The organism is Lacisediminimonas profundi (genome assembly GCF_008831265.1).
Lineage (GTDB): Bacteria > Pseudomonadota > Gammaproteobacteria > Burkholderiales > Burkholderiaceae_D > Lacisediminimonas > Lacisediminimonas profundi.
In genome coordinates this window covers 25,184-48,097 of record NZ_VTTH01000008.1, presented here as the reverse complement: position 1 = coordinate 48,097, position 22,914 = coordinate 25,184, and the positions used below count along the sequence as shown (strand labels likewise).

General features: G+C 61.9%; 22 protein-coding genes and 1 riboswitch. Of the genes, 6 read left to right on the top strand and 16 right to left on the bottom strand.

The window, feature by feature from the left end; translation table 11 throughout:
* Positions 1 to 203 precede the first annotated feature (203 nt).
* Together FVE66_RS19060 and FVE66_RS19055 are read left to right on the top strand one after the other, a co-directional pair.
* Complete coding sequence (locus tag FVE66_RS19060; protein WP_151449067.1) at positions 204 to 491, top strand: hypothetical protein; 288 nt, start codon at positions 204 to 206, stop codon at positions 489 to 491.
* A gap of 92 nt (positions 492 to 583) precedes the next feature.
* Positions 584 to 1,912 (top strand): hypothetical protein, encoded by a 1,329-nt coding sequence (locus tag FVE66_RS19055; protein ID WP_151449066.1) that lies wholly within the window; start codon positions 584 to 586, stop codon positions 1,910 to 1,912.
* 51 nt (positions 1,913 to 1,963) lie between these two features.
* Here the strand turns inward: FVE66_RS19055 and thiE are convergent, their stop codons facing one another.
* Genes thiE through thiC form a run of 5 tightly spaced genes read right to left on the bottom strand, consistent with a single transcriptional unit; the run spans position 1,964 to position 6,348 of the window.
* Positions 1,964 to 2,572: a thiamine phosphate synthase gene (gene thiE / locus FVE66_RS19050; protein WP_151449065.1), complete on the bottom strand. Its 609-nt coding sequence runs from the start codon at positions 2,570 to 2,572 to the stop codon at positions 1,964 to 1,966.
* A complete protein-coding gene (thiD, locus tag FVE66_RS19045) occupies positions 2,569 to 3,360 on the bottom strand; it encodes a bifunctional hydroxymethylpyrimidine kinase/phosphomethylpyrimidine kinase (RefSeq protein ID WP_151449064.1) in 792 nt (263 codons plus the stop codon). Before thiD ends, thiE begins: the two co-directional genes overlap by 4 nt.
* On the bottom strand, positions 3,357 to 4,175 hold the full coding sequence (locus FVE66_RS19040) for a thiazole synthase (RefSeq protein ID WP_151449063.1): 819 nt from the start codon (positions 4,173 to 4,175) through the stop codon (positions 3,357 to 3,359). Before FVE66_RS19040 ends, thiD begins: the two co-directional genes overlap by 4 nt.
* A gap of 52 nt (positions 4,176 to 4,227) precedes the next feature.
* The gene (gene thiS, locus FVE66_RS19035) at positions 4,228 to 4,431 is read right to left on the bottom strand and encodes a sulfur carrier protein ThiS (protein ID WP_151449062.1); all 204 of its coding nucleotides are present in this window, start codon (positions 4,429 to 4,431) and stop codon (positions 4,228 to 4,230) included.
* Between the two features lie 3 nt (positions 4,432 to 4,434).
* Entirely contained in the window at positions 4,435 to 6,348 is a 1,914-nt protein-coding gene (gene thiC, locus FVE66_RS19030; RefSeq protein WP_151449061.1) for a phosphomethylpyrimidine synthase ThiC, read from the bottom strand.
* Positions 6,349 to 6,411: 63 nt separating this feature from the next.
* Positions 6,412 to 6,522: riboswitch (TPP riboswitch) on the bottom strand.
* A gap of 208 nt (positions 6,523 to 6,730) precedes the next feature.
* Between thiC and FVE66_RS19025 the strand changes: the two genes are divergently transcribed.
* A complete protein-coding gene (locus FVE66_RS19025; RefSeq protein ID WP_151449060.1) occupies positions 6,731 to 9,559 on the top strand; it encodes a valine--tRNA ligase in 2,829 nt (942 codons plus the stop codon).
* Positions 9,560 to 9,619: 60 nt separating this feature from the next.
* Here the strand turns inward: FVE66_RS19025 and FVE66_RS19020 are convergent, their stop codons facing one another.
* The 3 genes from FVE66_RS19020 to ruvA all read right to left on the bottom strand — a co-directional run bounded on the left by FVE66_RS19020 (position 9,620) and on the right by ruvA (position 12,251).
* Positions 9,620 to 10,462: a 2-keto-4-pentenoate hydratase gene (locus FVE66_RS19020; protein WP_151449059.1), complete on the bottom strand. Its 843-nt coding sequence runs from the start codon at positions 10,460 to 10,462 to the stop codon at positions 9,620 to 9,622.
* Between the two features lie 123 nt (positions 10,463 to 10,585).
* Complete coding sequence (gene ruvB, locus FVE66_RS19015; protein ID WP_151449058.1) at positions 10,586 to 11,656, bottom strand: Holliday junction branch migration DNA helicase RuvB; 1,071 nt, start codon at positions 11,654 to 11,656, stop codon at positions 10,586 to 10,588.
* Between the two features lie 19 nt (positions 11,657 to 11,675).
* Positions 11,676 to 12,251, bottom strand: a complete 576-nt coding sequence (ruvA, locus tag FVE66_RS19010; RefSeq protein WP_151449057.1) for a Holliday junction branch migration protein RuvA — start codon at positions 12,249 to 12,251, stop codon at positions 11,676 to 11,678.
* Positions 12,252 to 12,353: 102 nt separating this feature from the next.
* On the opposite strand from ruvA, the gene FVE66_RS19005 reads away from it, so the two are divergent.
* Positions 12,354 to 12,827, top strand: a complete 474-nt coding sequence (locus tag FVE66_RS19005) for a hypothetical protein (RefSeq protein WP_151449056.1) — start codon at positions 12,354 to 12,356, stop codon at positions 12,825 to 12,827.
* Between the two features lie 84 nt (positions 12,828 to 12,911).
* On the opposite strand, the gene ruvC is transcribed toward FVE66_RS19005, so the two are convergent.
* The 8 genes from ruvC to tyrS form a co-directional block, all read right to left on the bottom strand.
* On the bottom strand, positions 12,912 to 13,454 hold the full coding sequence (ruvC, locus tag FVE66_RS19000) for a crossover junction endodeoxyribonuclease RuvC (RefSeq protein WP_151449055.1): 543 nt from the start codon (positions 13,452 to 13,454) through the stop codon (positions 12,912 to 12,914).
* A 10-nt stretch (positions 13,455 to 13,464) separates the two neighbouring features.
* Complete coding sequence (purH, locus tag FVE66_RS18995; protein WP_151449054.1) at positions 13,465 to 15,024, bottom strand: bifunctional phosphoribosylaminoimidazolecarboxamide formyltransferase/IMP cyclohydrolase; 1,560 nt, start codon at positions 15,022 to 15,024, stop codon at positions 13,465 to 13,467.
* A gap of 100 nt (positions 15,025 to 15,124) precedes the next feature.
* Positions 15,125 to 15,358 carry a Fis family transcriptional regulator gene (locus tag FVE66_RS18990; protein WP_151449053.1) on the bottom strand — a complete coding sequence of 78 codons (234 nt, stop codon included), beginning with the start codon at positions 15,356 to 15,358 and terminating at the stop codon, positions 15,125 to 15,127.
* A 35-nt stretch (positions 15,359 to 15,393) separates the two neighbouring features.
* Positions 15,394 to 16,419 carry a tRNA dihydrouridine synthase DusB gene (gene dusB / locus FVE66_RS18985; RefSeq protein WP_151449052.1) on the bottom strand — a complete coding sequence of 342 codons (1,026 nt, stop codon included), beginning with the start codon at positions 16,417 to 16,419 and terminating at the stop codon, positions 15,394 to 15,396.
* 56 nt (positions 16,420 to 16,475) lie between these two features.
* Entirely contained in the window at positions 16,476 to 17,558 is a 1,083-nt protein-coding gene (locus FVE66_RS18980) for a sensor domain-containing diguanylate cyclase (protein WP_151449051.1), read from the bottom strand.
* Positions 17,559 to 17,716: 158 nt separating this feature from the next.
* Entirely contained in the window at positions 17,717 to 18,361 is a 645-nt protein-coding gene (locus FVE66_RS18975) for a histidine phosphatase family protein (RefSeq protein WP_151449050.1), read from the bottom strand.
* A gap of 15 nt (positions 18,362 to 18,376) precedes the next feature.
* Complete coding sequence (gene dtd / locus FVE66_RS18970) at positions 18,377 to 18,832, bottom strand: D-aminoacyl-tRNA deacylase (RefSeq protein ID WP_151449049.1); 456 nt, start codon at positions 18,830 to 18,832, stop codon at positions 18,377 to 18,379.
* Positions 18,829 to 20,070 (bottom strand): tyrosine--tRNA ligase, encoded by a 1,242-nt coding sequence (tyrS, locus tag FVE66_RS18965; RefSeq protein WP_151449048.1) that lies wholly within the window; start codon positions 20,068 to 20,070, stop codon positions 18,829 to 18,831. Before tyrS ends, dtd begins: the two co-directional genes overlap by 4 nt.
* Before the next feature lie 160 nt (positions 20,071 to 20,230).
* On the opposite strand from tyrS, the gene FVE66_RS18960 reads away from it, so the two are divergent.
* Together FVE66_RS18960 and FVE66_RS18955 are read left to right on the top strand one after the other, a co-directional pair.
* Positions 20,231 to 21,598 (top strand): M23 family metallopeptidase, encoded by a 1,368-nt coding sequence (locus FVE66_RS18960; RefSeq protein WP_151449047.1) that lies wholly within the window; start codon positions 20,231 to 20,233, stop codon positions 21,596 to 21,598.
* A 117-nt stretch (positions 21,599 to 21,715) separates the two neighbouring features.
* On the top strand, positions 21,716 to 22,885 hold the full coding sequence (locus FVE66_RS18955) for an anhydro-N-acetylmuramic acid kinase (RefSeq protein WP_151449046.1): 1,170 nt from the start codon (positions 21,716 to 21,718) through the stop codon (positions 22,883 to 22,885).
* Positions 22,886 to 22,914 lie beyond the last annotated feature (29 nt).

The following is a 22,914-nucleotide window of genomic DNA, read 5'->3' as shown; positions in this document are numbered from 1 at the left end:
AGCTGGTCAATGCTGCGCTAGCCGAACTTGCGAGCGAAGCCACCACGAACATCCGGTCACCGAGATTCGATAAGCCGGCCATGGAATCCGAGGGTCCGCCGCCGCCGAACTACATCCCGGCGCCGCCTCCACCTGAGCGACTTCTGTCTGCCAGGGCGCCGTCGCACGCGACCAATCTCGCGCCTTCAACCGGAGAACGCGAAATGAGGCCGACATTTGCGGCGATCCAGAATCTATGCAACGACATCGCGGCGCGACCGCTGGACAAGAAAGCCTGCAAGGAAAAACACAAACAGCTCCTGGGCCACTGGCAGTCGATTACAGCGCTTCACAGAAATTCCGGGCCTGACGAGCTTGCATTCAAGGCAAGCAGCAAGCTGATCAGGAAGGACAATCCGGGGCCGAAGGATTTGCTGTCGATTGCCAACTACATCACTGAACGCATCAATCGCGATGACGAAATGAACAGGAACTACATCTTCAAGAGTTAGCCGATCCGGTCGCTGCAATTGCGTTGCAGAGAGGCGATCTTTCGCGCCCGCTAAAAACCCGGGCTCGACCTTTGGAGAACGTGAGGACGAAAATGAAGATAGCCAAACTTCCTTCGTTGGATAAAGCCCGCGTTTCCACGCCGCAGGTAGTGGTACGGCAAGATGAGCCGGCAAGAGGTCCAGGGAAAACCTCAGCGCCACCCCGGCAGCAAACGCAAAACTATCTCATACAGGAAGCAGGTTCCAATGCGCTGGCGAGCCCGAGGAGGAACAAGCTCAAACGGGAAAACGCAATATCGCCAGATTCGGTAATCAAGGTAGCGATCCCTCCTGCTCGCTCACTGGCGAACAAAGCTCAGCAAACACTTGATCAAGGCGACCTGGCGGGAGCGCGAGCGTTGCTCAGCCTGCCCAGCCTATGCGCTTTATCGCCGGCCGTGATCACCGTGGGATACGAGAATGACCTCGGCTATTGCGACCATTTTTTCAAGGACAACCTGGCGCATCTTAATAGTGGCAAGTTCATCGTCGTCCTCGACGGTCTTCCCGGAAATGCCCAGGACTATGGCTTCAAGGGATGCACGCTTCCGCCCGGCTTCAAGGATCTGGATGGACTGCAATTGGTGGCCCTGACAGTGTCGAAGTCGAGCCACCAGTACGTGGAGCTGCAATTCCTGAGCGATCTGCTGGGCACCGTTTCGAAGAGTCGCACTGCTTGCAAGAATGAACTTAAATCGGGGCCGACTTTACAACGGCAAGCACAATTGCGCCAGCAAATGGCTGAGATCAAATCCACCACCAGGCGACTGATGACCGACATCGGGCTGGCGCTTAAACTGCATGCAGCCGAAAATACTTTCACCAAGGACGCGGACCACAATGTCCTTGACCAACTGCTGAAAAAAGTGAGCGAAGGGAAAGATGTGAAATCGAGCGCATATCCCGATATCAGCGCCGGGCTGAGCCATCTCGCCTTCAGCCACATGCAGCGCAAAAAGGACGAGGAGATGCGCGAGCAATCCTCTGGCACACTGCATGCCGCCCGCGCCAATCAGATCGCGCAGTTGAGCAAGGAACATCCGGACAAGACCATCATTGTCCGCATCGGCGCCGCCTTGGTCCACGGGACTCAGGAAGTGCTAAAGGACACCGGCGGCAGGGAAACCTTCGGCACGACACGACCGGGCTTGCTTGAAAAGCTGTCACTGTCGCTGGAACAGCAGGGTTCGGGCAATGTCTTGCCGCTGGTGATGACGCGCAATCAGGCCAAAGGAAACGAGCAGGTACGCCACGGAAGCATACGCATGAACCTTGGGGAGGCGAAGGTGAGGACGGCAGACGACTGTATTGCGATCGACTATACGCTATTCAGGAGCCCGTCCCCGGCCCGGGGCAAGGGCCAGGGACAGTCCTCGATTTGAGCATGCCAGGTGCAGCCGGAAAAAGCCGGGCTGCACCTCCAGTACGCCGGCTTAGGCCCACAACTGGCCGAATGCTTGCGCCGCTTCCCGCGGACTCTGGTCGAGATAAACACTGCTGATCGCGGCCACCATCTCGGCACCGGCCTTGACCAGCGGCGCGGAATTTTCCACCGTCATGCCGCCAATCACCACCACAGGCAGCGGGATTTCCGCATGCGACTGCGCGATGATGGACACGGGCGTGGTCACCGGATACTTCTTGACCCGCGACGGGTAGAACCCGCCATAGGCGACATAACTCGCGCCTTCACGATGCGCGCGATGTGCGAGGCCCAGGTCTCCGTAGCAGGAAGCGCCCACAATCTTCCCGGCGCCGAGCTTCTCCCGGATCTCCGCCACCGGCGCATCGGTACCACCGACATGCAATCCATCCGCATCCAGCTCAAGACACAGGTCGAGGTGGTCATTGATGATGAACGGGCGCTGGTAGCGCCGGCACAGCGCCAGCAGTGCCGCCGCCTGCTCCCGGCGCAACTCTGGCGACGCCGTCTTGTGCCGGTACTGGACAATCGCCGCTCCGCCGCGCAAGGCCTCTTCGCTCACCTGAACCAGCTTTGCCGTGTCGTCCCAGTCCGGCGTCACGATATACAAACCCTTCATGCCATTTCCTCTGCTGCGTTGATTCGATCCGGAATGCGCTGTCCCTCGGCAATCGAGTAGGCTTGCTCCAGCGTGCCGTGGCACCAGACCTGGGCCCGGCCTATCGCTTGCTCCATCGAGTGCCCGGTCGCGAGCAGGGCGGCAATGGCCGAGGCCAGCGTGCAGCCAGTGCCGTGGAAGCTGCCCGGCAGCCGCGGCAGGCTCCAGCAGCGCTCGACACCCTTCTCGAACCAGTGGTTGATGACGATCTCGCCTTCGCCATGGCCGCCTTTGATGAGTACGTCGGGGCAGTCCTGGAGCAGCATGGCGCCCTGCTGTCGTACTTCGCCGACGCCGCCGCAAAGCAAGGCGGCTTCCGGTATGTTGGGCGTGATCAGCGTCGCCAGCCGGCGCAAGGGTTCCAGCGCAGCCACCGCGTTGTCGCGTGCCAGCGGATCGCCGTGACCGCTGGCCAGCACCGGGTCGAGCACCACGGGCAGCGCCGGGTTGCGGGTGCGAAGGCGCTGGATCACCTCGGCGATCGCCTGCGCATTGTCGCGGCTGCCGACGATGCCGATCTTTACCGCGGCCACTGCAATCTTTGCGCATAGCACATCGGCTTGCTCGCGAATCAGTTTCGCATCCACAGGATGGATCGCGTACACCCGGTCGTTATCCTGCACCGTCAGCGTGGTGACAATCGGCAGCGCATGGGCGCCGAACGCGGCAATCGCCGTAATGTCGGCCTGTATGCCCGCGCCCCCGCTCGGGTCGAGGCCCGCAAACACGAGGACGCAGGCTTTCCTCATGCGACCCGTCCCGCCATCGGCGACGACGGCGAAGCGGAAAAACGGCGAGGTATACGACCGGCAAGGAAGGCCTCGCGGCCGGCTTCGACTGCCAGCTTCATGGCGCGCGCCATGCGCACCGGATCTTTTGCGCCGGCAATGGCGGTGTTCATCAGCACGCCGTCGCAACCCAGTTCCATCGCAATCGCGGCGTCGGAGGCGGTACCGACGCCGGCATCGACCAGTACCGGCACTTTGGACTGCTCAATGATCAGCGACAGGTTCCACGGGTTCAGGATGCCCATGCCGGAGCCGATCAGGGACGCCAGTGGCATCACTGCGACGCAGCCGATTTCTTCCAGCATGCGCGCCTGGATGGGGTCGTCGCTGCAATAGACCATCACGTCGAAACCGTCCTTGACCAGCGTTTCGGCCGCCTTCAGCGTCTCGGGCATATTGGGGAACAGGGTCTTCTCGTCCCCCAGCACTTCCAGCTTGACCAGTTTGTGACCGTTCAGCAGTTCGCGTGCCAGTTGCAACGTGTAGACCGCGTCCTTGGCGTTGTAGCAGCCCGCGGTATTGGGGAGGATGGTGTACTTCGACGGCGGCACCACGTCCAGCAGGCTGGGGGCGTTCGGATCCTGCCCGATGTTCACGCGGCGGATTGCGACCGTGATGATGTCGGCGCCGCTGGCCTCGGTCGCGATGCGGGTCTCCTCGAGGTCCTTGTACTTGCCGCTGCCCACCAGCAGGCGCGACCGATACGTCTTGCCGGCGATGGTCAGGCCGCCTTGCTGCTTGTTCTCTTGCTGCTTGTTTTCTTGCGCTGCACTCATGGTTTCTCCTGCTTGCGTTCCTGCTTGCAAATTGCGGGCGCTGAAAGCTGCCTCATCCGCCGCCGATTGCCCGAACGATATCGACCCGGTCCGCAGCCTGCAGGTGGCGCTGCGGCCATTGCTGGCGCGGCACCACCTCACGGTTGATGGCAACGGCGCAGGCCTTGCCAGCCAGGTCCAGCTCGGCCACCAGGTCCTGCACCGTGCGGCGCTCGTCAAGCGTGCGCCGCTCTCCGTTGAGTTCGATCTCGATCATGGCTTACTGCTTGCGGTAGATCTCGGCTCCTGCCTTGACGAACTCGACCGCCTTGACCTCCATGCCCTTCTTGAGCGCATCGATCTCGCTGATGCCCTGCTTGGCCGCGTAATCGCGCACGTCCTGCGTGATTTTCATCGAGCAGAAATGCGGTCCGCACATCGAGCAGAAATGCGCGACCTTGGCAGAGTCTTTCGGCAGCGTCTCGTCGTGGAATTCGCGCGCCTTGTCCGGATCGAGACCGATGTTGAACTGGTCTTCCCAGCGGAACTCGAAGCGTGCCTTGGACAGGGCGTTGTCACGGATCTGCGCGCCCGGGTGTCCCTTGGCCAGGTCCGCAGCGTGGGCCGCGATCTTGTAGGTGATGATGCCGTCCTTGACGTCAACCTTGTTAGGCAAACCCAGGTGTTCCTTCGGCGTCACGTAGCACAACATCGCGCAGCCATACCAACCGATCTGGGCGGCGCCGATGCCGGAAGTGATGTGGTCGTAGCCCGGCGCGATGTCGGTGGTCAAGGGCCCCAGCGTGTAGAACGGCGCCTCGTGGCACTGCTCCAGTTGCAGGTCCATGTTTTCCTTGATCAACTGCATCGGCACATGGCCCGGGCCTTCGATCATTACCTGCACGTCGTGCTTCCACGCTACCTGGGTCAGTTCGCCCAGGGTCTTCAGCTCGCCCAGTTGCGCCTCGTCGTTGGCGTCGTAGATCGAGCCGGGACGCAAGCCATCGCCGAGCGAGAACGAAACGTCGTAGGCCTTCATGATTTCGCAGATGTCTTCGAAATGCTCGTACAGGAAGGATTCCTTGTGGTGCGCCAGGCACCATTTGGCCATGATCGAGCCGCCGCGCGAGACGATGCCGGTCATGCGCTTGGCCGTCATCGGCACATAGCGCAGCAGCACGCCTGCGTGGATCGTGAAGTAGTCGACGCCCTGCTCGGCCTGCTCGATCAGCGTGTCGCGGAAGATTTCCCAGGTCAGGTCTTCTGCCTTGCCGTTGACCTTTTCCAGTGCCTGGTAGATCGGCACGGTGCCGATCGGGACCGGCGAATTGCGGATGATCCATTCACGCGTTTCGTGGATGTGCTTGCCGGTGGAAAGGTCCATCACGGTGTCGCCGCCCCAGCGGATCGACCAGGTCATTTTCTCGACTTCCTCGCCGATGGACGAGGTCACGGCCGAGTTGCCGATATTGGCGTTGATCTTTACCAGGAAATTGCGGCCGATGATCATCGGCTCCAGTTCCGGGTGATTGATGTTTGCAGGGATGATGGCACGGCCACGCGCCACTTCGCTGCGCACGAATTCCGGCGTGATCTCGGCCGGAATCGCAGCGCCGAAGGACTGGCCTGGATGCTGGCGGCCCATCAGTTCAGCCATGCGCACGCCGGTCGGGCCGGAATTGCGCAGGCTTTCGATGTATTCCTTGCGCTGCAGGTTTTCGCGGATGGCGATGTATTCCATCTCTGGCGTGATGATGCCTTGGCGCGCATAGTGCATTTGCGAGACGTTCTTGCCGGCCTGTGCGCGGCGCGGCTTGCGGTGCAGGTTGAATCGCAGCTCGGCCAGCTTGGCGTCGTTCAGGCGTTCGACGCCGTAGGCCGAAGTCGGGCCTTCCAGCGCTTCGGTGTCGCCGCGCTCGGCAATCCAGCCAGCGCGCAGTGCGCTCAGGCCGGAGCGGATGTCGATCTTCACCGACGGGTCGGTGTACGGACCGGACGTATCGTAGACATAAATCGGCGGATTGGACTCGGCCCCCATCGAAGCCGGCGTGTCGCTCTGGGAAATTTCACGCATGGGCACGCGAATGTCGGGACGCGAGCCTTCCACATAAATCTTGCGCGAATTTGGCAGCGGCTGGATCGCCGCCTCATCCACCTGTGCGGTGGCGGCGAGGAATTGCGGATTGGCGTTCATGGTCTTCCTTTGCTTTGCAGATAGTTGCGAAGGAAACCATGCCGCAGGCGGTGGAAATACCGATGCCTGCTTGCCGTGCTTCCCTTCGCTGGCATTATCCAGATCAGGTTCAAGGGTGTCTCTCACCCGATTCACGGTCTTGCAAGACCGGCATCAGGACCCCTAGCGCTTGGCTGCCGCACAAGCGACAGCGAGCTGATTATAGCGCCGGCAGCGCCGGCGGGTAGCATCGCCAGCGGTCCGCAACGACGGAATTTTAAAAAATTGACCCTGATCAAGCCGCTGGCAGCCTGCATGGCAACAGCCGCCGCCCGGCCGGCTGCCGGGCCAGCGGGTCGATGGCACGTATAATCCTATCTTTTGAAAAAACCCAAGCAAGATCATGGAATTAGCCAAGGCATTCGAACCCGCAGAAATCGAAAAACACTGGCGCGACGCCTGGGAGCAGCGGGGTTATTACCAGGCATCGATGGATGAGGGCAAACCCGCCTTTTCCATCCAGTTGCCGCCGCCCAATGTCACCGGCACGCTGCACATGGGCCACGCGTTCAACCAGACCATCATGGACGGGCTGACCCGTTACCACCGGATGCGCGGCTTCAATGCCGCCTGGATTCCCGGCACCGACCATGCCGGCATTGCCACCCAGATCGTGGTGGAGCGGCAGCTCGATGCGCAGAAAATTTCCCGCCATGACCTTGGCCGCGAAAAATTCCTGGAAAAAGTGTGGGAGTGGAAAGAGAAATCGGGCTCCACCATCACCGGCCAGATGCGCCGCATGGGTGCGTCCACCGACTGGAAGCGCGAATACTTCACGATGGACGACAAGATGTCGAAAGCCGTGACCGAGGTATTCGTCCGGCTGTCGGAACAAGGCCTGATCTATCGCGGCAAGCGGCTGGTGAACTGGGATCCGGTGCTGGGCACCGCGGTCTCCGACCTGGAAGTGGTGTCGGAGGAAGAAGATGGCAGCATGTGGCACATCCGCTATCCGCTGGCGGATGGCAGCGGCCATATCACCGTTGCCACCACGCGGCCGGAAACCATGCTGGGCGACGTCGCCGTGGCAGTCGACCCGACCGACGAGCGTTACACGCACCTGGTCGGACAGATGCTGGTGCTGCCGCTGACCGGACGCACCATTCCGCTGATCGCCGACAGCTATGTGGACAAGGAATTCGGCACCGGCTGCGTGAAGATCACGCCGGCGCACGATTTCAACGACTATGCGGTCGGGCAGCGCCACGACATGGCACCCATCAGCATCCTGACGCTGGATGCGAAGATCAATGAGAATGCGCCCGAGCAGTATCGCGGCCTGGACCGCTTCGCTGCGCGCAAGCAGATCGTTGCCGACCTGGACGCGCAAGGCCTGCTGGAAATGGTCAAGCCGCACAAGTTGATGGTTCCGCGCGGCGACCGCACCGGGGTTGTGATCGAGCCGATGCTGACAGACCAGTGGTTCGTGGCAATGAGCAAGCCGGCGCCGGAAGGTACTTATTTCCCCGGCAAATCGATCGCGGAAGTCGCGCTGGAGAAAGTTGCATCGGGCGAGGTCAAGTTCATCCCGGAAAACTGGACCACGACCTACAACCAGTGGCTCAACAACATCCAGGACTGGTGCATCTCGCGCCAGCTGTGGTGGGGCCACCAGATTCCGGCCTGGTATGACGAACAGGGCCAGGTATTTGTCGCCCGCACCGAGGAAGAGGCGCGCGCCAAGGCGGATGCCGCGGGATCGAAAGGTCCGCTGACGCGCGACGCCGACGTGCTCGACACATGGTTCTCGTCGGCGCTGGTGCCGTTCTCGTCGTTGGGATGGCCGGAGCAGACCAGGGACCTGGCGATGTTCCTGCCGTCCACGGTACTGGTGACCGGCTTCGACATCATTTTCTTCTGGGTGGCGCGCATGGTCATGATGACCGCGCATTTCACCGGGCAGGTTCCGTTCAGCAAGGTGTACGTGCATGGCCTGGTCCGTGATGCCAATGGCCAGAAAATGTCGAAGTCCAAGGGCAACACACTCGATCCGATCGACCTGATCGACGGCATCGACGTCGAATCGCTGGCAGGCAAGCGCACCGCCGGGCTGATGAATCCGAAGCAGGCCGACAGCATTGCCCGTGCCACCCGCAAGGAATTCGCAGCCGGCATTCCCGCCTTTGGCACCGACGCGCTGCGCTTCACGATGGCGAGCTACGCATCGCTCGGACGCAACATCAACTTCGACCTGAACCGCTGCGAGGGCTATCGAAATTTCTGCAACAAGTTGTGGAATGCGACGCGCTTCGTGCTGATGAATACCGAAGGGAAGGACTGTGGCCTGGCCGAGCACGGCGCCGACGCCTGCGTGCCGGGCGGCTACCTCGATTTCTCGCAGGCGGACCGCTGGATCGTCTCGCTATTGCAGCACACCGAGGCCGAGGTCGCAAAAGGCTTCGCCGACTACCGCTTCGACAACATCGCGTCGACCATCTACAGATTCATCTGGGATGAATATTGCGACTGGTACCTGGAAGTGGCGAAGGTGCAAATGCAGCACGGCACCGAGTCGCAGCAACGGGCGACCCGCCGCACCCTGCTGCGCGTGCTGGAAGCAGTGCTGCGCCTGGCGCACCCGATCATTCCGTTCATCACCGAAGAGTTGTGGCAGACGGTAGCACCCCTGTCCGGCCGGCAGCTCGACCCGGCTGGCGATTCCATCATGCGCCAGCCCTATCCGGAATCGCAGCCGTCCAAGATCGACGAAGCAGCGGAAGCCTGGATGGCGCAGCTGAAATCGATGACCGATGCCTGCCGCAACCTGCGCGGGGAAATGCAGTTGTCGCCCGCCCTGCGCGTGCCGCTGCTGATGGAGGGGGACAAGGCCATGCTGCAATCACTGGCCCCCTACCTGCAGGCACTGGCCAAGCTGTCGGAAGTCACTGTGGTCGACACGCTGCCGACCTCGCCTGCCCCGGTTTCCGTGGTGGGCGAGGCCAAGCTGATGCTGCAGGTCGAGATCGACGCCGCCGCCGAGCGCGAGCGGCTGACCAAGGAAGTCAACCGGCTGCAAGGCGAAATCGGCAAGGCGCACGCCAAACTGGGCAACGAAAGCTTCGTGGCGCGCGCCCCGGCCCAGGTGGTGGCGCAGGAACGCGAGCGGCTGCAAGCTTTCACAGCCACGGTTGAGCGCCTGCAGGAGCAGCTGGCAAAGCTGCCTGCCGCCTGAAAACCATGCATTCGCCCACATCGTGGGGACAGGCGCGGACTTGAGTGCGGGAATGGAACGCTAGACGAAGGACACGGCAAGCCCCGGCAGCAGCACGCCGGAGAACGCCGATGTCCAGGTCTGCCCCGGCTCGATCGGCCAGGCGTCGGTCCAGGTGCCGGTCGAAATGATTTCGCCAGCGGCCAGCGGCGGAAACTGCGGCTGCGTCTTCAGCAACTGGTGTGCATGCCACAGCGCATGCACCGGGCTGTCGAGGACATCGCTGCCAAACCCTGCTGCACGCAGCGAAAATGTGCCATTGCGACTGCAGGACAGGGAAACGCTGGCATTCGACAGCACGCCCGCCAGCTTGCGCCGCGCCCGCGGGGCAATGCTGGCCGGCTCGCCAACAATCAGCGTGCCGTGCAGCCCGAAAGCCGCAATCGCATCCGCAGCCTCGAACTTCCAGCCGGGAAACGGGCAGGCCACGATTTCGAATGCGTGCGCCATCCATTCGATGCAGTCGGCCAACTCTTCCATGCGGCAATCCGGGCCGGGCGTACGCCCCAGCTTGAAAACCACTTCAGGTTCCAGTCGCGGCTGCACCGCGCCCGCCAGGCTCTGGACTCCGGCGTTGCCTTGCGCATAGCGCACGGTGGTATCGAACATCGGCCCCCAGATCGGCGCCTTTATCGGTTCGTGCTCGCCATAATTGGGCCAGATTGTCCGATTGGTGAAACCGAGCTTGCGCCCGACCATCATTTCACCCTGCGCGACCCGGACGTCGAGGATGGTTTTTGCGATGTCGTAGGCGTCGCCGATTGACAGCGGCGCGTCGTCGGTCAGCGGTGAAAGTTGTCGCGAGTCGGCGCGCGCATCCAGCAGTTGATGCGCATAGCGACTGGCTTGAGAGGCGACCAGCATGAAAGGTATCCGCGCAGGCTTTGTGAAAAAGCAATATGCCGCATTGTCTGCGAGCTTTCATGCTTGCACAAGCACCCGGCTTGCCGCTTGCGTGCGCTCAACCGGGCCGGGACCGGAATCGGGTCAGGATGCGAGGCCTGGCGGCGCCCAGAGTTCCGGCGTCGCCCCCGCATTCGGGAGCACAACGCCAAAATGCTGATAGGCGGCTGGCGTAGCAATCCGTCCGCGCGGGGTACGCTGCAGGAAACCCTGCTGGATCAGGTAGGGTTCGAGCACGTCTTCGATCGTATCGCGCTCTTCGCCGATCGCGGCCGCCAGGTTGTCCAGCCCGACCGGCCCGCCGCCAAACTTCAACAGCACGGCCTCCAGCAGCTTGCGGTCCATCAGGTCGAAGCCAACCCGGTCGACGTCGAGCATCGCCAGCGCAGCGTCGGCGGTGGCCTGGTCGATCCGGCCATTGCCCTTTACCTCGGCATAGTCCCGCACCCGCCGCAACAGGCGGTTGGCGATCCGCGGCGTGCCGCGGCTGCGCCGGGCGATTTCGAACGCCCCTTCGGCGACAATCGGCGCGTTCAGCAGGCCGGCACTGCGGGTGACAATGCTGGCCAGCTGTTCGGGCGTGTAGAACTCGAGCCGTGCAACGATGCCGAAGCGGTCGCGCAGCGGGTTGGTCAGCATGCCGGCCCGGGTGGTGGCGCCGACCAGCGTGAACGGCTGCAGGTCGAGACGGACCGAACGTGCCGCCGGCCCTTCGCCAATCATGATATCGATCTGGTAATCCTCGAGCGCCGGGTACAGGATTTCTTCGACCACCGGCGACAGCCGGTGTATCTCGTCGACGAACAGCACGTCGTTGGCTTCCAGGTTGGTCAGCAAGGCCGCCAGGTCGCCCGGGCGCTCCAGCACCGGACCGGAGGTTTGGCGCAAGTTGACGCCCATTTCGCGGGCGATGATGTGTGCCAGGGTGGTCTTGCCCAGTCCGGGCGGTCCGAACAGCAGGGTGTGGTCGAGGGCTTCGCCGCGCTTGCGGGCAGCGGCGATGAATATGCTGAGCTGGTCGCGGATCTTTTCCTGGCCGACATACTCGTCCAGTTGCTTGGGACGCAACGCCCGCTCGATCGCCTCTTCATTGGGCGACACCGGCGTCGGGGCGATGATCCGTTGTTCGGTGAAATTGTCGGTCTGTATGCTCATGTCCTGCCCTGCTCTGGTCTCATGCCCTGGAAAGGGACTTCAGCGCTGCCTTGATACCGTCCGATACGCCGCTGCCCGCCGGCACCTGCTTGAGTGCAAGCGAGGCCTCTTTGTCGGAATAACCAAGAGCGAGCAGTGCATTCAGGATATCCGCCGAGTGGTCGCTGCTTGCTGCCGGTGCGCCACCGAGGTCGGCGCCCAGCTTGCCTTTGAGTTCAAGCAAGAGTCGCTCGGCAGTCTTCTTGCCGATGCCCGGCACGCGAGTGAGGCGGCCGGCCTCCTGCAGCGTGATCGCCTGGGCCAGGTCGGGAACCGACATGCCGGACAGGATGGCAAGCGCGGTACGCGCACCGATGCCCGATATCTTGATCAGTTCCCGGAACACGTTGCGCTCTTCGGCGCCGCCGAAACCGTACAGCAGGTGTGCGTCTTCGCGCACGGTCAGGTGGGTCAGCAGGACGACCCTTTCACCGATTGCGGGAAGATTGTAGAAGGTGCTCATCGGCACGCTGACTTCGTACCCGATGCCATTGCAGTCCACCAGCAGTTGCGGTGGATTTTTCTCAAGCAGAACTCCGGAAAGGCGGCCTATCATGTTCCACTGGCTTTCAATTCAATGCTGCATGATACATGACGGGAACCCTGCGCCGGCAGTGGACGGAATACGCATTTCAACAGGGGCAATTCAAGAACAGCCATGTCTTTTTTCCGGTACAGCGCCAGACGCAGGATATTCTCGGACGGGCCGCACCAGGACCGCAGATCGGCATTGCTGACGCTGGCGGGCATCCTGTGGGCTTCGCCGCTGACGCTGTGCGGCTTGCTGCTGGCCTTGCCCATCATGATCGGAAAAGGCCAATTGGCCGTGGTCCATTCCCCCACGCCGGCGCTGCTGGTCTCTGGAAAAGTGGCTGATTACCTGCTGGACCGGCATCCGTTCGGCGCAATGTGCGCGATGGCGATCGGCCATATCCTGATTGCGGACCTGAAAAGCCTGACGCCACAAATACTCACGCATGAACTGGCGCATGTAAGGCAAGCGGCGGTGTGGGGTGCACTGTTTCCCTTTGCCTACCTTGCCGCCAGCCTGTGGGCGGTGCTGCATGGGCACGATGCGTATTGGAACAATGCATTCGAAGTGGCGGCGCGACGGGCCGAGCGGCATTCTTGAGCCCTGATTCAAGTCCTGATTCAAGTCCTGATCCGACCTTGATTCAAGCCACGATTCAAGCCCCGATCAAGTCCATCGCAACGACTACCCGACCAGGCGCCCGCCACGCATCCGCAATCCCTTGCCGCCCAGCGCAGGAGCAAACGCCTGCAGGGCCTTCAGGGCATCGCCGCTGTGTGCATGGCAAATCGCCACACCGAGCGCATCGGCAGCGTCGGTGCCAGGCAGGCCCGACAGGCTGAGCAACCTCTGCACCATATCCTGCACCTGCTGCTTGTGCGCCTTGCCATGACCGACCACCGCCTTCTTGACCTGTAAAGCGGTGTACTCGGCGACGGCCAGGTCAGCCTGAACCAGCCCGCAGATCGCGGCGCCCCGTGCCTGGCCGAGCAACAGCGTCGACTGCGGATTGACGTTGACGAATACTTTTTCGATCGCGGCGCAATCAGGTCGATAGGTCCCGATCACTTCGCCGACGCCGGACAAGATGGATTTGAGACGCTGCGGCAGATCGCCGTCCGGCGTGCGGATGGTGCCGGAGGCAATATACGCAAGGCGCGCCCCCTGCTTCTCGATCACCCCGAATCCGGTAACCCGCAATCCGGGGTCGATGCCGAGGATTTTCACCGGCAGTTGCTCAGTGCCGGAAGTGGCGGGTGCCGGTCAGCAGCATGACAACGCCGCGCTCGTCGGCGGCCGCGATCACTTCCTGGTCGCGCATGGAGCCGCCGGGCTGGATCACGCAAGTCGCACCGGCATCGACCACCACGTCGAGCCCGTCACGGAACGGGAAGAACGCATCGGAGGCAACTGCCGAACCAGCCAGTGTCAGGCCGGCATTCTGCGCCTTGATCGACGCGATCCGGGCCGAGTCGACCCGGCTCATCTGCCCCGCGCCCACGCCCAGCGTCATGCCGTTACCGGCGAAGACAATGGCGTTGGATTTGACGAACTTGGCGACCCGCCATGCAAACATCAGGTCGCGGAGTTGCTGCTCGGTCGGCTGTTTCTTGCTGACCACACGCAACTCGGCTTCGGTCACATTCTTGATGTCGGGCGACTGCACCAGCAGGCCGCCGCCGACCCGTTTGAAGTCATGGATATTGACCGCATCGCCGAGCGCGATCTCCAGCAGGCGCACATTCTGCTTGGCGCCAAATACGGCCAGCGCTTCCGCCGTGAAAGCGGGGGCGATCAGCACTTCGACGAACTGTTTCGACACCGCTTCTGCGGCAACCCCATCCACGGGCCGGTTGAAGGCAATGATGCCGCCGAACGCCGAAGTCGGATCGGTCTGCAAGGCTTTTGCATAGGCGCCGGCAGGATCGGCCGCAACCGCCACGCCGCACGGATTGGCGTGCTTGACAATGACGCATGCAGGCTGCTCGAAGGTCTTGACGCACTCCCAGGCGGCATCGGAGTCGGCGATGTTGTTGTAGGACAGTTCCTTGCCCTGCAATTGCCGGTAATTGGCCAGCGCGCCGGCACCGGCGTTCGGGTCGCGGTAGAAAGCTGCGGACTGGTGAGGATTCTCGCCATAACGCATTTCCTGGACTTTTTCGAAATGCAGGTTGAGCGTCGAGGGATAGGCGCTGCGCGTCGCGTGCTCGCGATCGGCGCCGAGCGAACCCAGGTAGTTGGTGATGGCGCCATCGTATTGCGCGGTATGTGCGAACACTTTCAATGCCAGCCGGAACCGCGTCTCGTAGGCCACCTCGCCCTGCCTGATCTGGTCGAGCACCGGCGCATAGTCCGCCGGGTCGCACATGACGATGACGTCGCGATGGTTCTTGGCCGACGACCGCAGCATTGCGGGACCGCCGATGTCGATGTTTTCAATCGCATCTTCAAGCGAACACTGCTCGCGCGCCACGGTCTGCGCAAACGGATAGAGATTGACTACGACCAGGTCGATGGTGGGAATATCGTGCGCCTGCAACGCGGCCGCATGGGCTGCCAGGTCGCGCCGGGCCAGGATCCCGCCGTGCACCTTCGGATGAAGGGTCTTGACCCGTCCATCCAGCATTTCGGGGAAGCCGGTGTAATCAGCCACCTCGGTGACTGCAATGCCGTTGTCGGACAGCAGTTTGGCGGTACCGCCGGTGGACAGAATCTTGACGTTCAGTGCCGACAGCGCGCGCGCCAGGTCGAGCACGCCAGTCTTGTCGGACACGGAAATGAGGGCTTGTTTGATCATGGAATTGGAAACAGAAAAAAGGTAACCCGAGAGGGATGTTCAAAGCCGGCCTGGATTGCCAGCCTCCGGATCGAGGGTGGGAAACCGGATCGGCAGCCGATCAGATCAGGCCATGTTGCTGCAACTTCTTGCGCAAGGTGTTTCGATTGATGCCAAGCATTGCGGCTGCCTGTGACTGGTTGCCGTCGGCGCGGGCCATCACGACTTCCAGTATCGGCTTTTCCACGCTAAAGACCACCATTTCATAGACGTTGGTTGGTTGCTGCTCGCCCAGGTCCTTGAAATATCTCTCCAGGCTTTTCTTGATGACGTCCTGAATCGTGTCTTTGCTCATGGCTGTTATATTTTTTGAATGTTGTTCTGGTAGCGTCAGGCAGCCAGCGATTCCGCGGGGAGTTCGCGAAGGGCGTATTGTAACCGCTGGCCCCTTGCGCGCAGCGACTGGAAAAACCCGTCCACCGCTGCCAACTGTTCATTGCAGTCTTCGATCCGGTTCATCTGGCGCCGGAAAGTTTCGCCACCCTCCAGTCCGTTCACATACCAGCCAATATGCTTGCGTGCGGTACGCACCCCAAGGTACTCGCCATAAAAAACATAGTGCGCCTGCAGATGCTCCAGCATCAGCCGGCGCACTTCCTCCACCTCGGGCGCGAGTAGTTCGCTGCCGGTAGCCAGGTAGTGTGCGATTTCACGAAATATCCACGGCCGTCCCTGGGCCGCACGCCCAACCATCACCGCATCGGCGCCGGTAGCATCAAGTACCTGGCGTGCCTTCTGCGGCGAATCGATGTCGCCGTTGGCAACGACCGGTATGCCGGCGCGCGCCTTCACCGCGGCAATGGTGTCGTACTCGGCCAGGCCGCTATAGCCGTCGGCACGGGTCCTGCCGTGCAGGGTAAGCATGGCGATACCGCTGGACTCGGCGATGTGCGCAATGGCAAGGGCGTTTCGATGCGCGCGATCCCAGCCTGTCCGGAATTTCAATGTGACCGGGACGTCAACCGCGGCCACGACCGCTTCCAGTATCCGCGCCACCAATGCCTCGTCCTGCAGCAACGCCGAACCGCACCAGCTGTTGCAGACTTTCTTGACCGGGCAACCCATGTTGATGTCGATGACCTGCGCCCCGCGCTCGACGTTGAAACGGGCGCAATCCGCCAGCATCACCGGATCGGCGCCAGCGATCTGCACGGCCCGCGGCTCCATTTCGCCATCATGGTTGATTCGCCGGGATGTCTTCTCGCTCGCCCACAATCGCGGATCGGATGCGGCCATCTCCGACACGGCATAGCCTGCGCCGAGCTGCTTGCAGAGCTGCCGGAACGGGCGATCGGTCACACCGGCCATCGGCGCGACAAATACATTATTGGCAAGCAGGTAGGGGCCGATTTTCACGGGAGGGGGAAGAAAATGGGAAGCTCGCTATTTTAGCGCCTGTCGCAGCAAAGGCCTCACAGAACCGACGTCGGAAGCTCGTCGTTGGTCGCCGCCAGGCTCTGGTGGGCCTGCATGATCAGGTCGTCGAGGCCCAGGCTGTGCCGGGTATATGTTGCAGTTCCGAGACGCAGCGCCAGGCGGATCGACCAGTTCCGTACATTGATCGGCCGGTTGCGAAAATAGTCACCCAGTTTCACGGCCATGCTTTCTGCAGCATCATGATCCGTTCCGGGCATGATGTAGATGAACTCGGTGCCGGCCCAGCGGCCGCCCTTGTCGCCCGGCCGCAACTGCTCCCCCGCTTCGCGCGCGAATGCGGCGAGGATAGCGTCGGTGGCGTGCAGGCCGTACATGTCGTTGAGCTTGTTGAGTCCGTCGATCCGGCACATCAGGATCGACAAGGGCCGCTCGGTACGCTCGGCGCGGGCAATTTCCTTGTCGAGCACCGTCATTGTGTGACGCCGCCCCATCAGTGCAGTCAGCGGATCCTGCTGCGCAACCTGGGTCGCGACATGGACCAGGTTCGATTGCTTCCAGATGATTTCGCCGACATGGCAAAAAGCCTCCATCAATGGCAGGCCGATGTCATCAAAGTAGTCCGGCTTGTCGGCATAGAACACGATCATGCCCCGGAGACCGGCTTTTTCCGAACGCAGCGGCGCCGCCAGCGCGCAGCAGACCGAGCAGTCGGATGGTGCTCGGCGCCAGGGAGCGAACAAGCCCTCCGCCATCGTCCCGTCTTCCGGTTCCGGACGTCGCTGCGAATACGGTCCGGTGTTGTCGAAACAATCCACCGGCAGGGTCCAGTCGTGGGATTCGAGGTGGCACGGGCCGGAAAACGCGTACGGTTTCACCCGCTCTGCATTCCCTTCCGTAAAACCAACCCAGACAAAGCGCAAATGAGAACTGGCCGACGCGATCGCATCGCACAGCACGCGGATGTTTTCCCGGCCGCTGAACGATTGCGGCAAGGTTTCGAGGACCTTGAACAGGGCAGCGCTCAGCAAGGCACGTTCCGCTTGGGCAGAGGCTTCCGGGACGGTCTGGTCGGAATCGGCAGAGGAAACGCTTCTGCGTGAGAATAGGTTGAACCACATGGCAGGATCCTGAAGAGCTGATCAAGTGTGGCGCTGGCCGCACGTGATCTTTTTGGCTCATCCTACAATACCTGCCGACAAAAATGCCGGGCCGCAACAAATATAACCAATCGGTCGAATACCGAACTCTCACTAATGCAACACCTCAAGCAACACGCTCAGCGCGCCACCTCGTCCAGTGATGCCGCGAGATGGTCGACTGCACCCCATTCGAGCAACTGCAATCCTGCATCTGCGTGCCATCCGAAGCGGTTGATGCTGGCGTTGCGCACATCGAAGTTGCGCGCCGCGTTCATCGCCATGCCGGTTGCAAGGCGGTAAGCGCAATCGAGGAAGCCGCCGTGGGTAATCAGGATCACCCGCCCACCCTGATGCGTGCCAGCTATGCTGGCCAGCGCATCCCTGACCCTGCCGGCAAGCTCGCTCAGGGTTTCCGCCTCCCGCTCACCACCCGGATAGCGTGCATCCGGCTCGCGCGCCTGCCATTGCCGCCAGGCGTCCGGAAACCGGTCGCGGATCTCGTCGTGCTGCAAGCCCTCGAAGGCACCGAAGCTGCGTTCGCGCAGGCGACGGTCACGATCCACGGCCAGTCCCAGATTGCGTGCGATGGGGCCGGCGGTGTCAAGCGCGCGGCCGAGGTCGCTCGCGATAACGCGGTCAGCGCGGGTGCCGGCAAGCGCCGCCGCCACTGCCTGCGCCTGACGCCGGCCCTCGTCATTCAATGGGATGTCGATATGACCCTGCAGCCGCTTTTCGGTGTTCCAGGCGGTTTCGCCATGGCGTATGAGTATCAGTTCTGTCATGGCTCGATTTGAAAACTAGACAGCTGGCGTATTCGGAATCCGCAGCCAGAAGGTGACCGGACCGTCGTTGGTGAGCGACACTTTCATGTCGGCACCAAATTGCCCGGTCTGTACCTGCGGATGACGTTCGACCGCACCGGCCACGAAATGATCGAACAGCGCACGCCCTTTTTCAGGCGGAGCGGCCGGCGTGAATGAAGGACGGGTGCCCGACCGGGTGTCGGCAGCGAGGGTAAATTGGGGAACGACCAGCAATCCGCCCCCAATGTCTGCCAGGCTACGGTTCATCTTTCCGCTCTCGTCCGGAAAGACCCGGTAAGACAGCAGCTTGGACAACAAGCTGTCAGCGTCGGCTTCGGTATCGTTTCGTTCGGCGCAAAGGAATACCAGCAACCCGCGCGCGATCTGGCCGACGATGGCACCGTCCACCACGACACATGCTTGGCTCACCCGCTGCAGCAAAGCGATCAATTCAGTACGACCCGGGCGAACTTGCGCTTGCCAACCTGCACCACAAAGGTGCCCGCTTCTACCTTCAGGCCCTTGTCGCTGACTGGCGACGCATCGATGCGAACGCCGCCCTGCTCGACCATGCGCAGGGCCTCGGAGGTCGACGCGCAGAGGTTGGCCTGCTTGAGCAACTGGCCGATCCCGAGCGGCGCCCCGGAAAGCATGACTTCAGGAATCTCGTCCGGTATGCCGCCGCGTGCACGGTTATTGAAGTCGGCGAGCGCGTCTTCGGCCAATTTGCTGCTGTGGAAGCGCTCGACGATTTCCTGCGCGAGCAGTACTTTCACATCGCGCGGGTTGCGGCCCTGCGCCACCGACTGGCGCAAGCCTGCAATTTCCGCCAGGCTGCGGAACGACAACAAGTCGTAATAACGCCACATCATGTCGTCGGAAATGCTCATCAGCTTGCCGAACATCGTGTTCGGCGGCTCTGTGATGCCGATGTAGTTGCCCTTGGACTTGGACATTTTCTCGACGCCGTCGAGCCCTACCAGCAGCGGCATAGTGAGTATGCACTGCGGCTCCTGGCCGTAATCCTTCTGCAGTTCGCGTCCGACCAGGAGATTGAATTTCTGGTCTGTGCCGCCCAGCTCCAGGTCTGAACGCAGGGCAACCGAGTCATAACCCTGCATCAGCGGATAGAGCAACTCATGCACCGAAATCGGCGTGCCCGCCTTGAACCGCTTGGTGAAATCTTCGCGCTCGAGTATGCGCGCCACGGTGTATTTGGCGGCCAGCTGTATCATTCCGCGCGCGCCGAGCGCATCGCACCATTCGGAGTTGTAACGAATCTCGGTTTTCGCCGGATCCAGCACCAGGCTCGCCTGGGCGAAGTAAGTCTTCGCGTTCTCTTCGATCTGCTCCCGGGTGAGCGGCGGGCGGGTCACGTTGCGGCCGGACGGGTCACCGATCATGGACGTGAAATCGCCGATCAGAAATATTACTTGATGGCCCAGGTCTTGCATCTGGCGCATCTTGTTGAGAACCACGGTATGTCCGAGGTGCAAATCCGCCGCGGTCGGATCAAGCCCGAGCTTGATCCGCAATGGCTGGCCGCTTGCCTCGGCGCGCGCCAGCTTTTGCGCAAATTCGGCCTCGATCAAGATCTCTTCTACACCCCGCCTGGTGACTGCGAGCGCATGCTGCACCGCATCAGTGATTGGGTGGGAAGCTGGCAACTGGTCGGGCTTTGCATTCATTTTCGATAACGGTTGAGGAATTTCAGTCAGGCACCAAAGGCGCTTTGCTATAATGGCCCCTCTTTTTTTTAACCTTTCCGATCGTCAATACCGAAACAGAACAAGAAAAAGAAAAAACGGTAAGGCCGAAGCGGTAAAACGGTGGATTTTAACGTATTGAATGGTCGACACTCATAAATTGACGGACTGGTACGCCCAGCTGAAGCACAGGGCAATCAGCTCCCGCAAGAACCGCATCATCGCGGCGACTTCACTGTTCCTGACGCTATGCGCGTTCGGCGCGGCTGGCGTCGCCCCTATTGCGCCGGATGCCGCCGACCTGCCAGTTCGCTCGGTCAGCGAGGAACTGAGCCTGCCGACACTGGCACAACAGATCGAGCAACTCAGCCCGGCCCAGCAAACCTTCATCAGCGAAGAGAAGATCCGGCCCGGCGACACGCTCGCCACGCTGCTTCACCGGCTCGGCGTCAATGACGACGCGGCGGCCAACTACATCAAGAGCGACAGCCAGGCACGTGCCCTGATGCAGCTGCGGCCAGGGCGCCGGATCCAGGCCAAGGTCGATGCCGCCGGCACGCTGCAAAGCATCAGCACCACGATCGCGGACGGCCGCGACAATCCGATCAAGAACCTGACCATCACCCGTGAGGGCGATCAATTCCGCACGGCAGAGCAGGCAGCGCCGATCGAGAAGCGCGTCGAAATGCGCACGGCCGAGATCCGCTCATCCCTGTTTGGCGCAACCGACAATGCGCAAATTCCGGACTCAGTGGCACTGCAACTGGTCGAGATGTTCTCCACCAACATCGACTTCGCTTCCGACTTGCGACGCGGCGACCGTTTCAGCGTCGTCTACGAGACTCTCTGGCAAGGTGGGGAATACGTGCGTGCCGGCCGCGTGCTGGCCGCCGAGTTCAACAACGCCGGCGCGACTTACCAGTCGGTATGGTTTGACGAGCCTGGCACCCGCCAGGGTGGTGGCTACTTCGGCTTCGACGGCAAATCGCTCAAGAAGGCCTTCCTGAAATCGCCGCTCGAATTTTCGCGGGTATCCTCCGGCTTCTCGATGCGTGTGCACCCGCTCTCGGGAAAATGGAAGGCGCACAAGGGTGTCGATTTCGCAGCGCCGAGCGGCACGCCTATCCGGGCCGCCGGTGACGGCGTGATCGATTTCGCTGGCGTGCAGGGTGGGTACGGCAATGTGGTCGTCATCAAGCACTGGTCCAATTACACCACCGCCTACGCTCACATGAGCCGCTTTGCGGCCGGCATGCGCAAGGGCTCGAAAGTTTCCCAAGGTGAAGTGATCGGCTACGTCGGCTCCACCGGCTGGTCGACCGGGCCGCACCTGCACTACGAATTCCGCGTCAGCAACCAGCCGCGCGATCCGATGTCAGTGGAAATCCCGAACGCACAGCCGCTGGCTGGCGCCGAGTTGCAGCGCTTCCGTTCCGTGTCCGGCGACATGTCGCACCGCCTGGCACTGCTGGCACCGCAAGACAAGGGCATCAAACTCGCTTCTCGCTGATCTTTTCGCTGATCTTCTCGCTCAAGCTCCCACTGAGCCCCGCGGGCAGGACTCAAGACCCGGGCAGGCTGTAGAATCGGTCCTTACCGATTCGCCGCCTGCCCCGCAGTCCCGCTCATGACTTCCCGCCGACCACCTTCTCCGCCTCACCCGGCAGGCCAGCTTTACATTGGCCTGATGTCCGGCACCAGCCTCGACGGCGTCGATGGCGTGCTCGGATCCTTTTCCGATGACCCAGGCAAACCAGTGCAGACGCTGGCCCACGCACACATTCCGTTCACGCAAACACTACGCCGCGATCTGATGGCCCTGCAAACACCGGGAGCCAACGAAATAGATCGTGAAGCCCAGCTTGCCAATGTGCTCGCCGAACGCTACGCGGAATGCGTAAGCGGCTTGCTCGACAAGGCGGGGGTTGTGGCCGGCCGGGTGCAGGCAGTGGGTGTCCACGGGCAGACCATCCGGCACCGTCCGGAACTCGGCTACACCCGGCAGACCAACAATCCATCGCTGCTGGCCGAGCTATGCGGCATCGATGTGGTTGCCGACTTTCGCAGCCGGGACATTGCAGCCGGCGGCCAGGGCGCGCCGCTGGTGCCGGCATTTCATCAGGCAGTATTCGGCTCGGACCGGGATTGCCGGGTGGTCGCAAACATCGGCGGCATTGCCAATATCACCGTACTGACGCCGGACGCCGCCGATGCAAGCGGGCATACGATCGGCTACGACACCGGCCCCGGAAATGTCTTGATGGACCTCTGGATCGGCCGGCATCGCAACCAGGCGTACGATGCCGGGGGCGCGTGGGCCGCGAGCGGAACCTTGATTCCGGACCTGCTTGAGCGCCTGTCCAGTGAACCGTATTTCGCGAAGGCGCCACCGAAAAGCACGGGACGCGACCTGTTCCATGAAGATTGGTTGTGCGGCCATCTGGCCGGTGCGGCCGGACTGCGCCCCGAGGATGTGCAACGAACATTGTGCGAACTCACCGCGAGCTCGCTCGCCAGCGCCATTCGGCGCAGTGCACCCGAAGCGCGCGCGGTATTCATCTGCGGCGGCGGAGCGTTCAACGATTTTCTGATGCAGCGCATACAGGGCGCGCTGGATGATGCTGGCATGCGTGTCACGGTCAGCACCACCGGCTCATTAGGCATGGCGCCCGATTGCGTCGAGTCGCTGGCTTTTGCCTGGCTCGCGCGTCAGTTCATCGAGCGCCGCCCGGGGAATCTTCCTGCCGTGACTGGTGCGCAGGGGAGCCGGGTGCTGGGAGCCTTGTATCCGGCATGAATGCCGTGAATAACCAAGACACGAAAAAG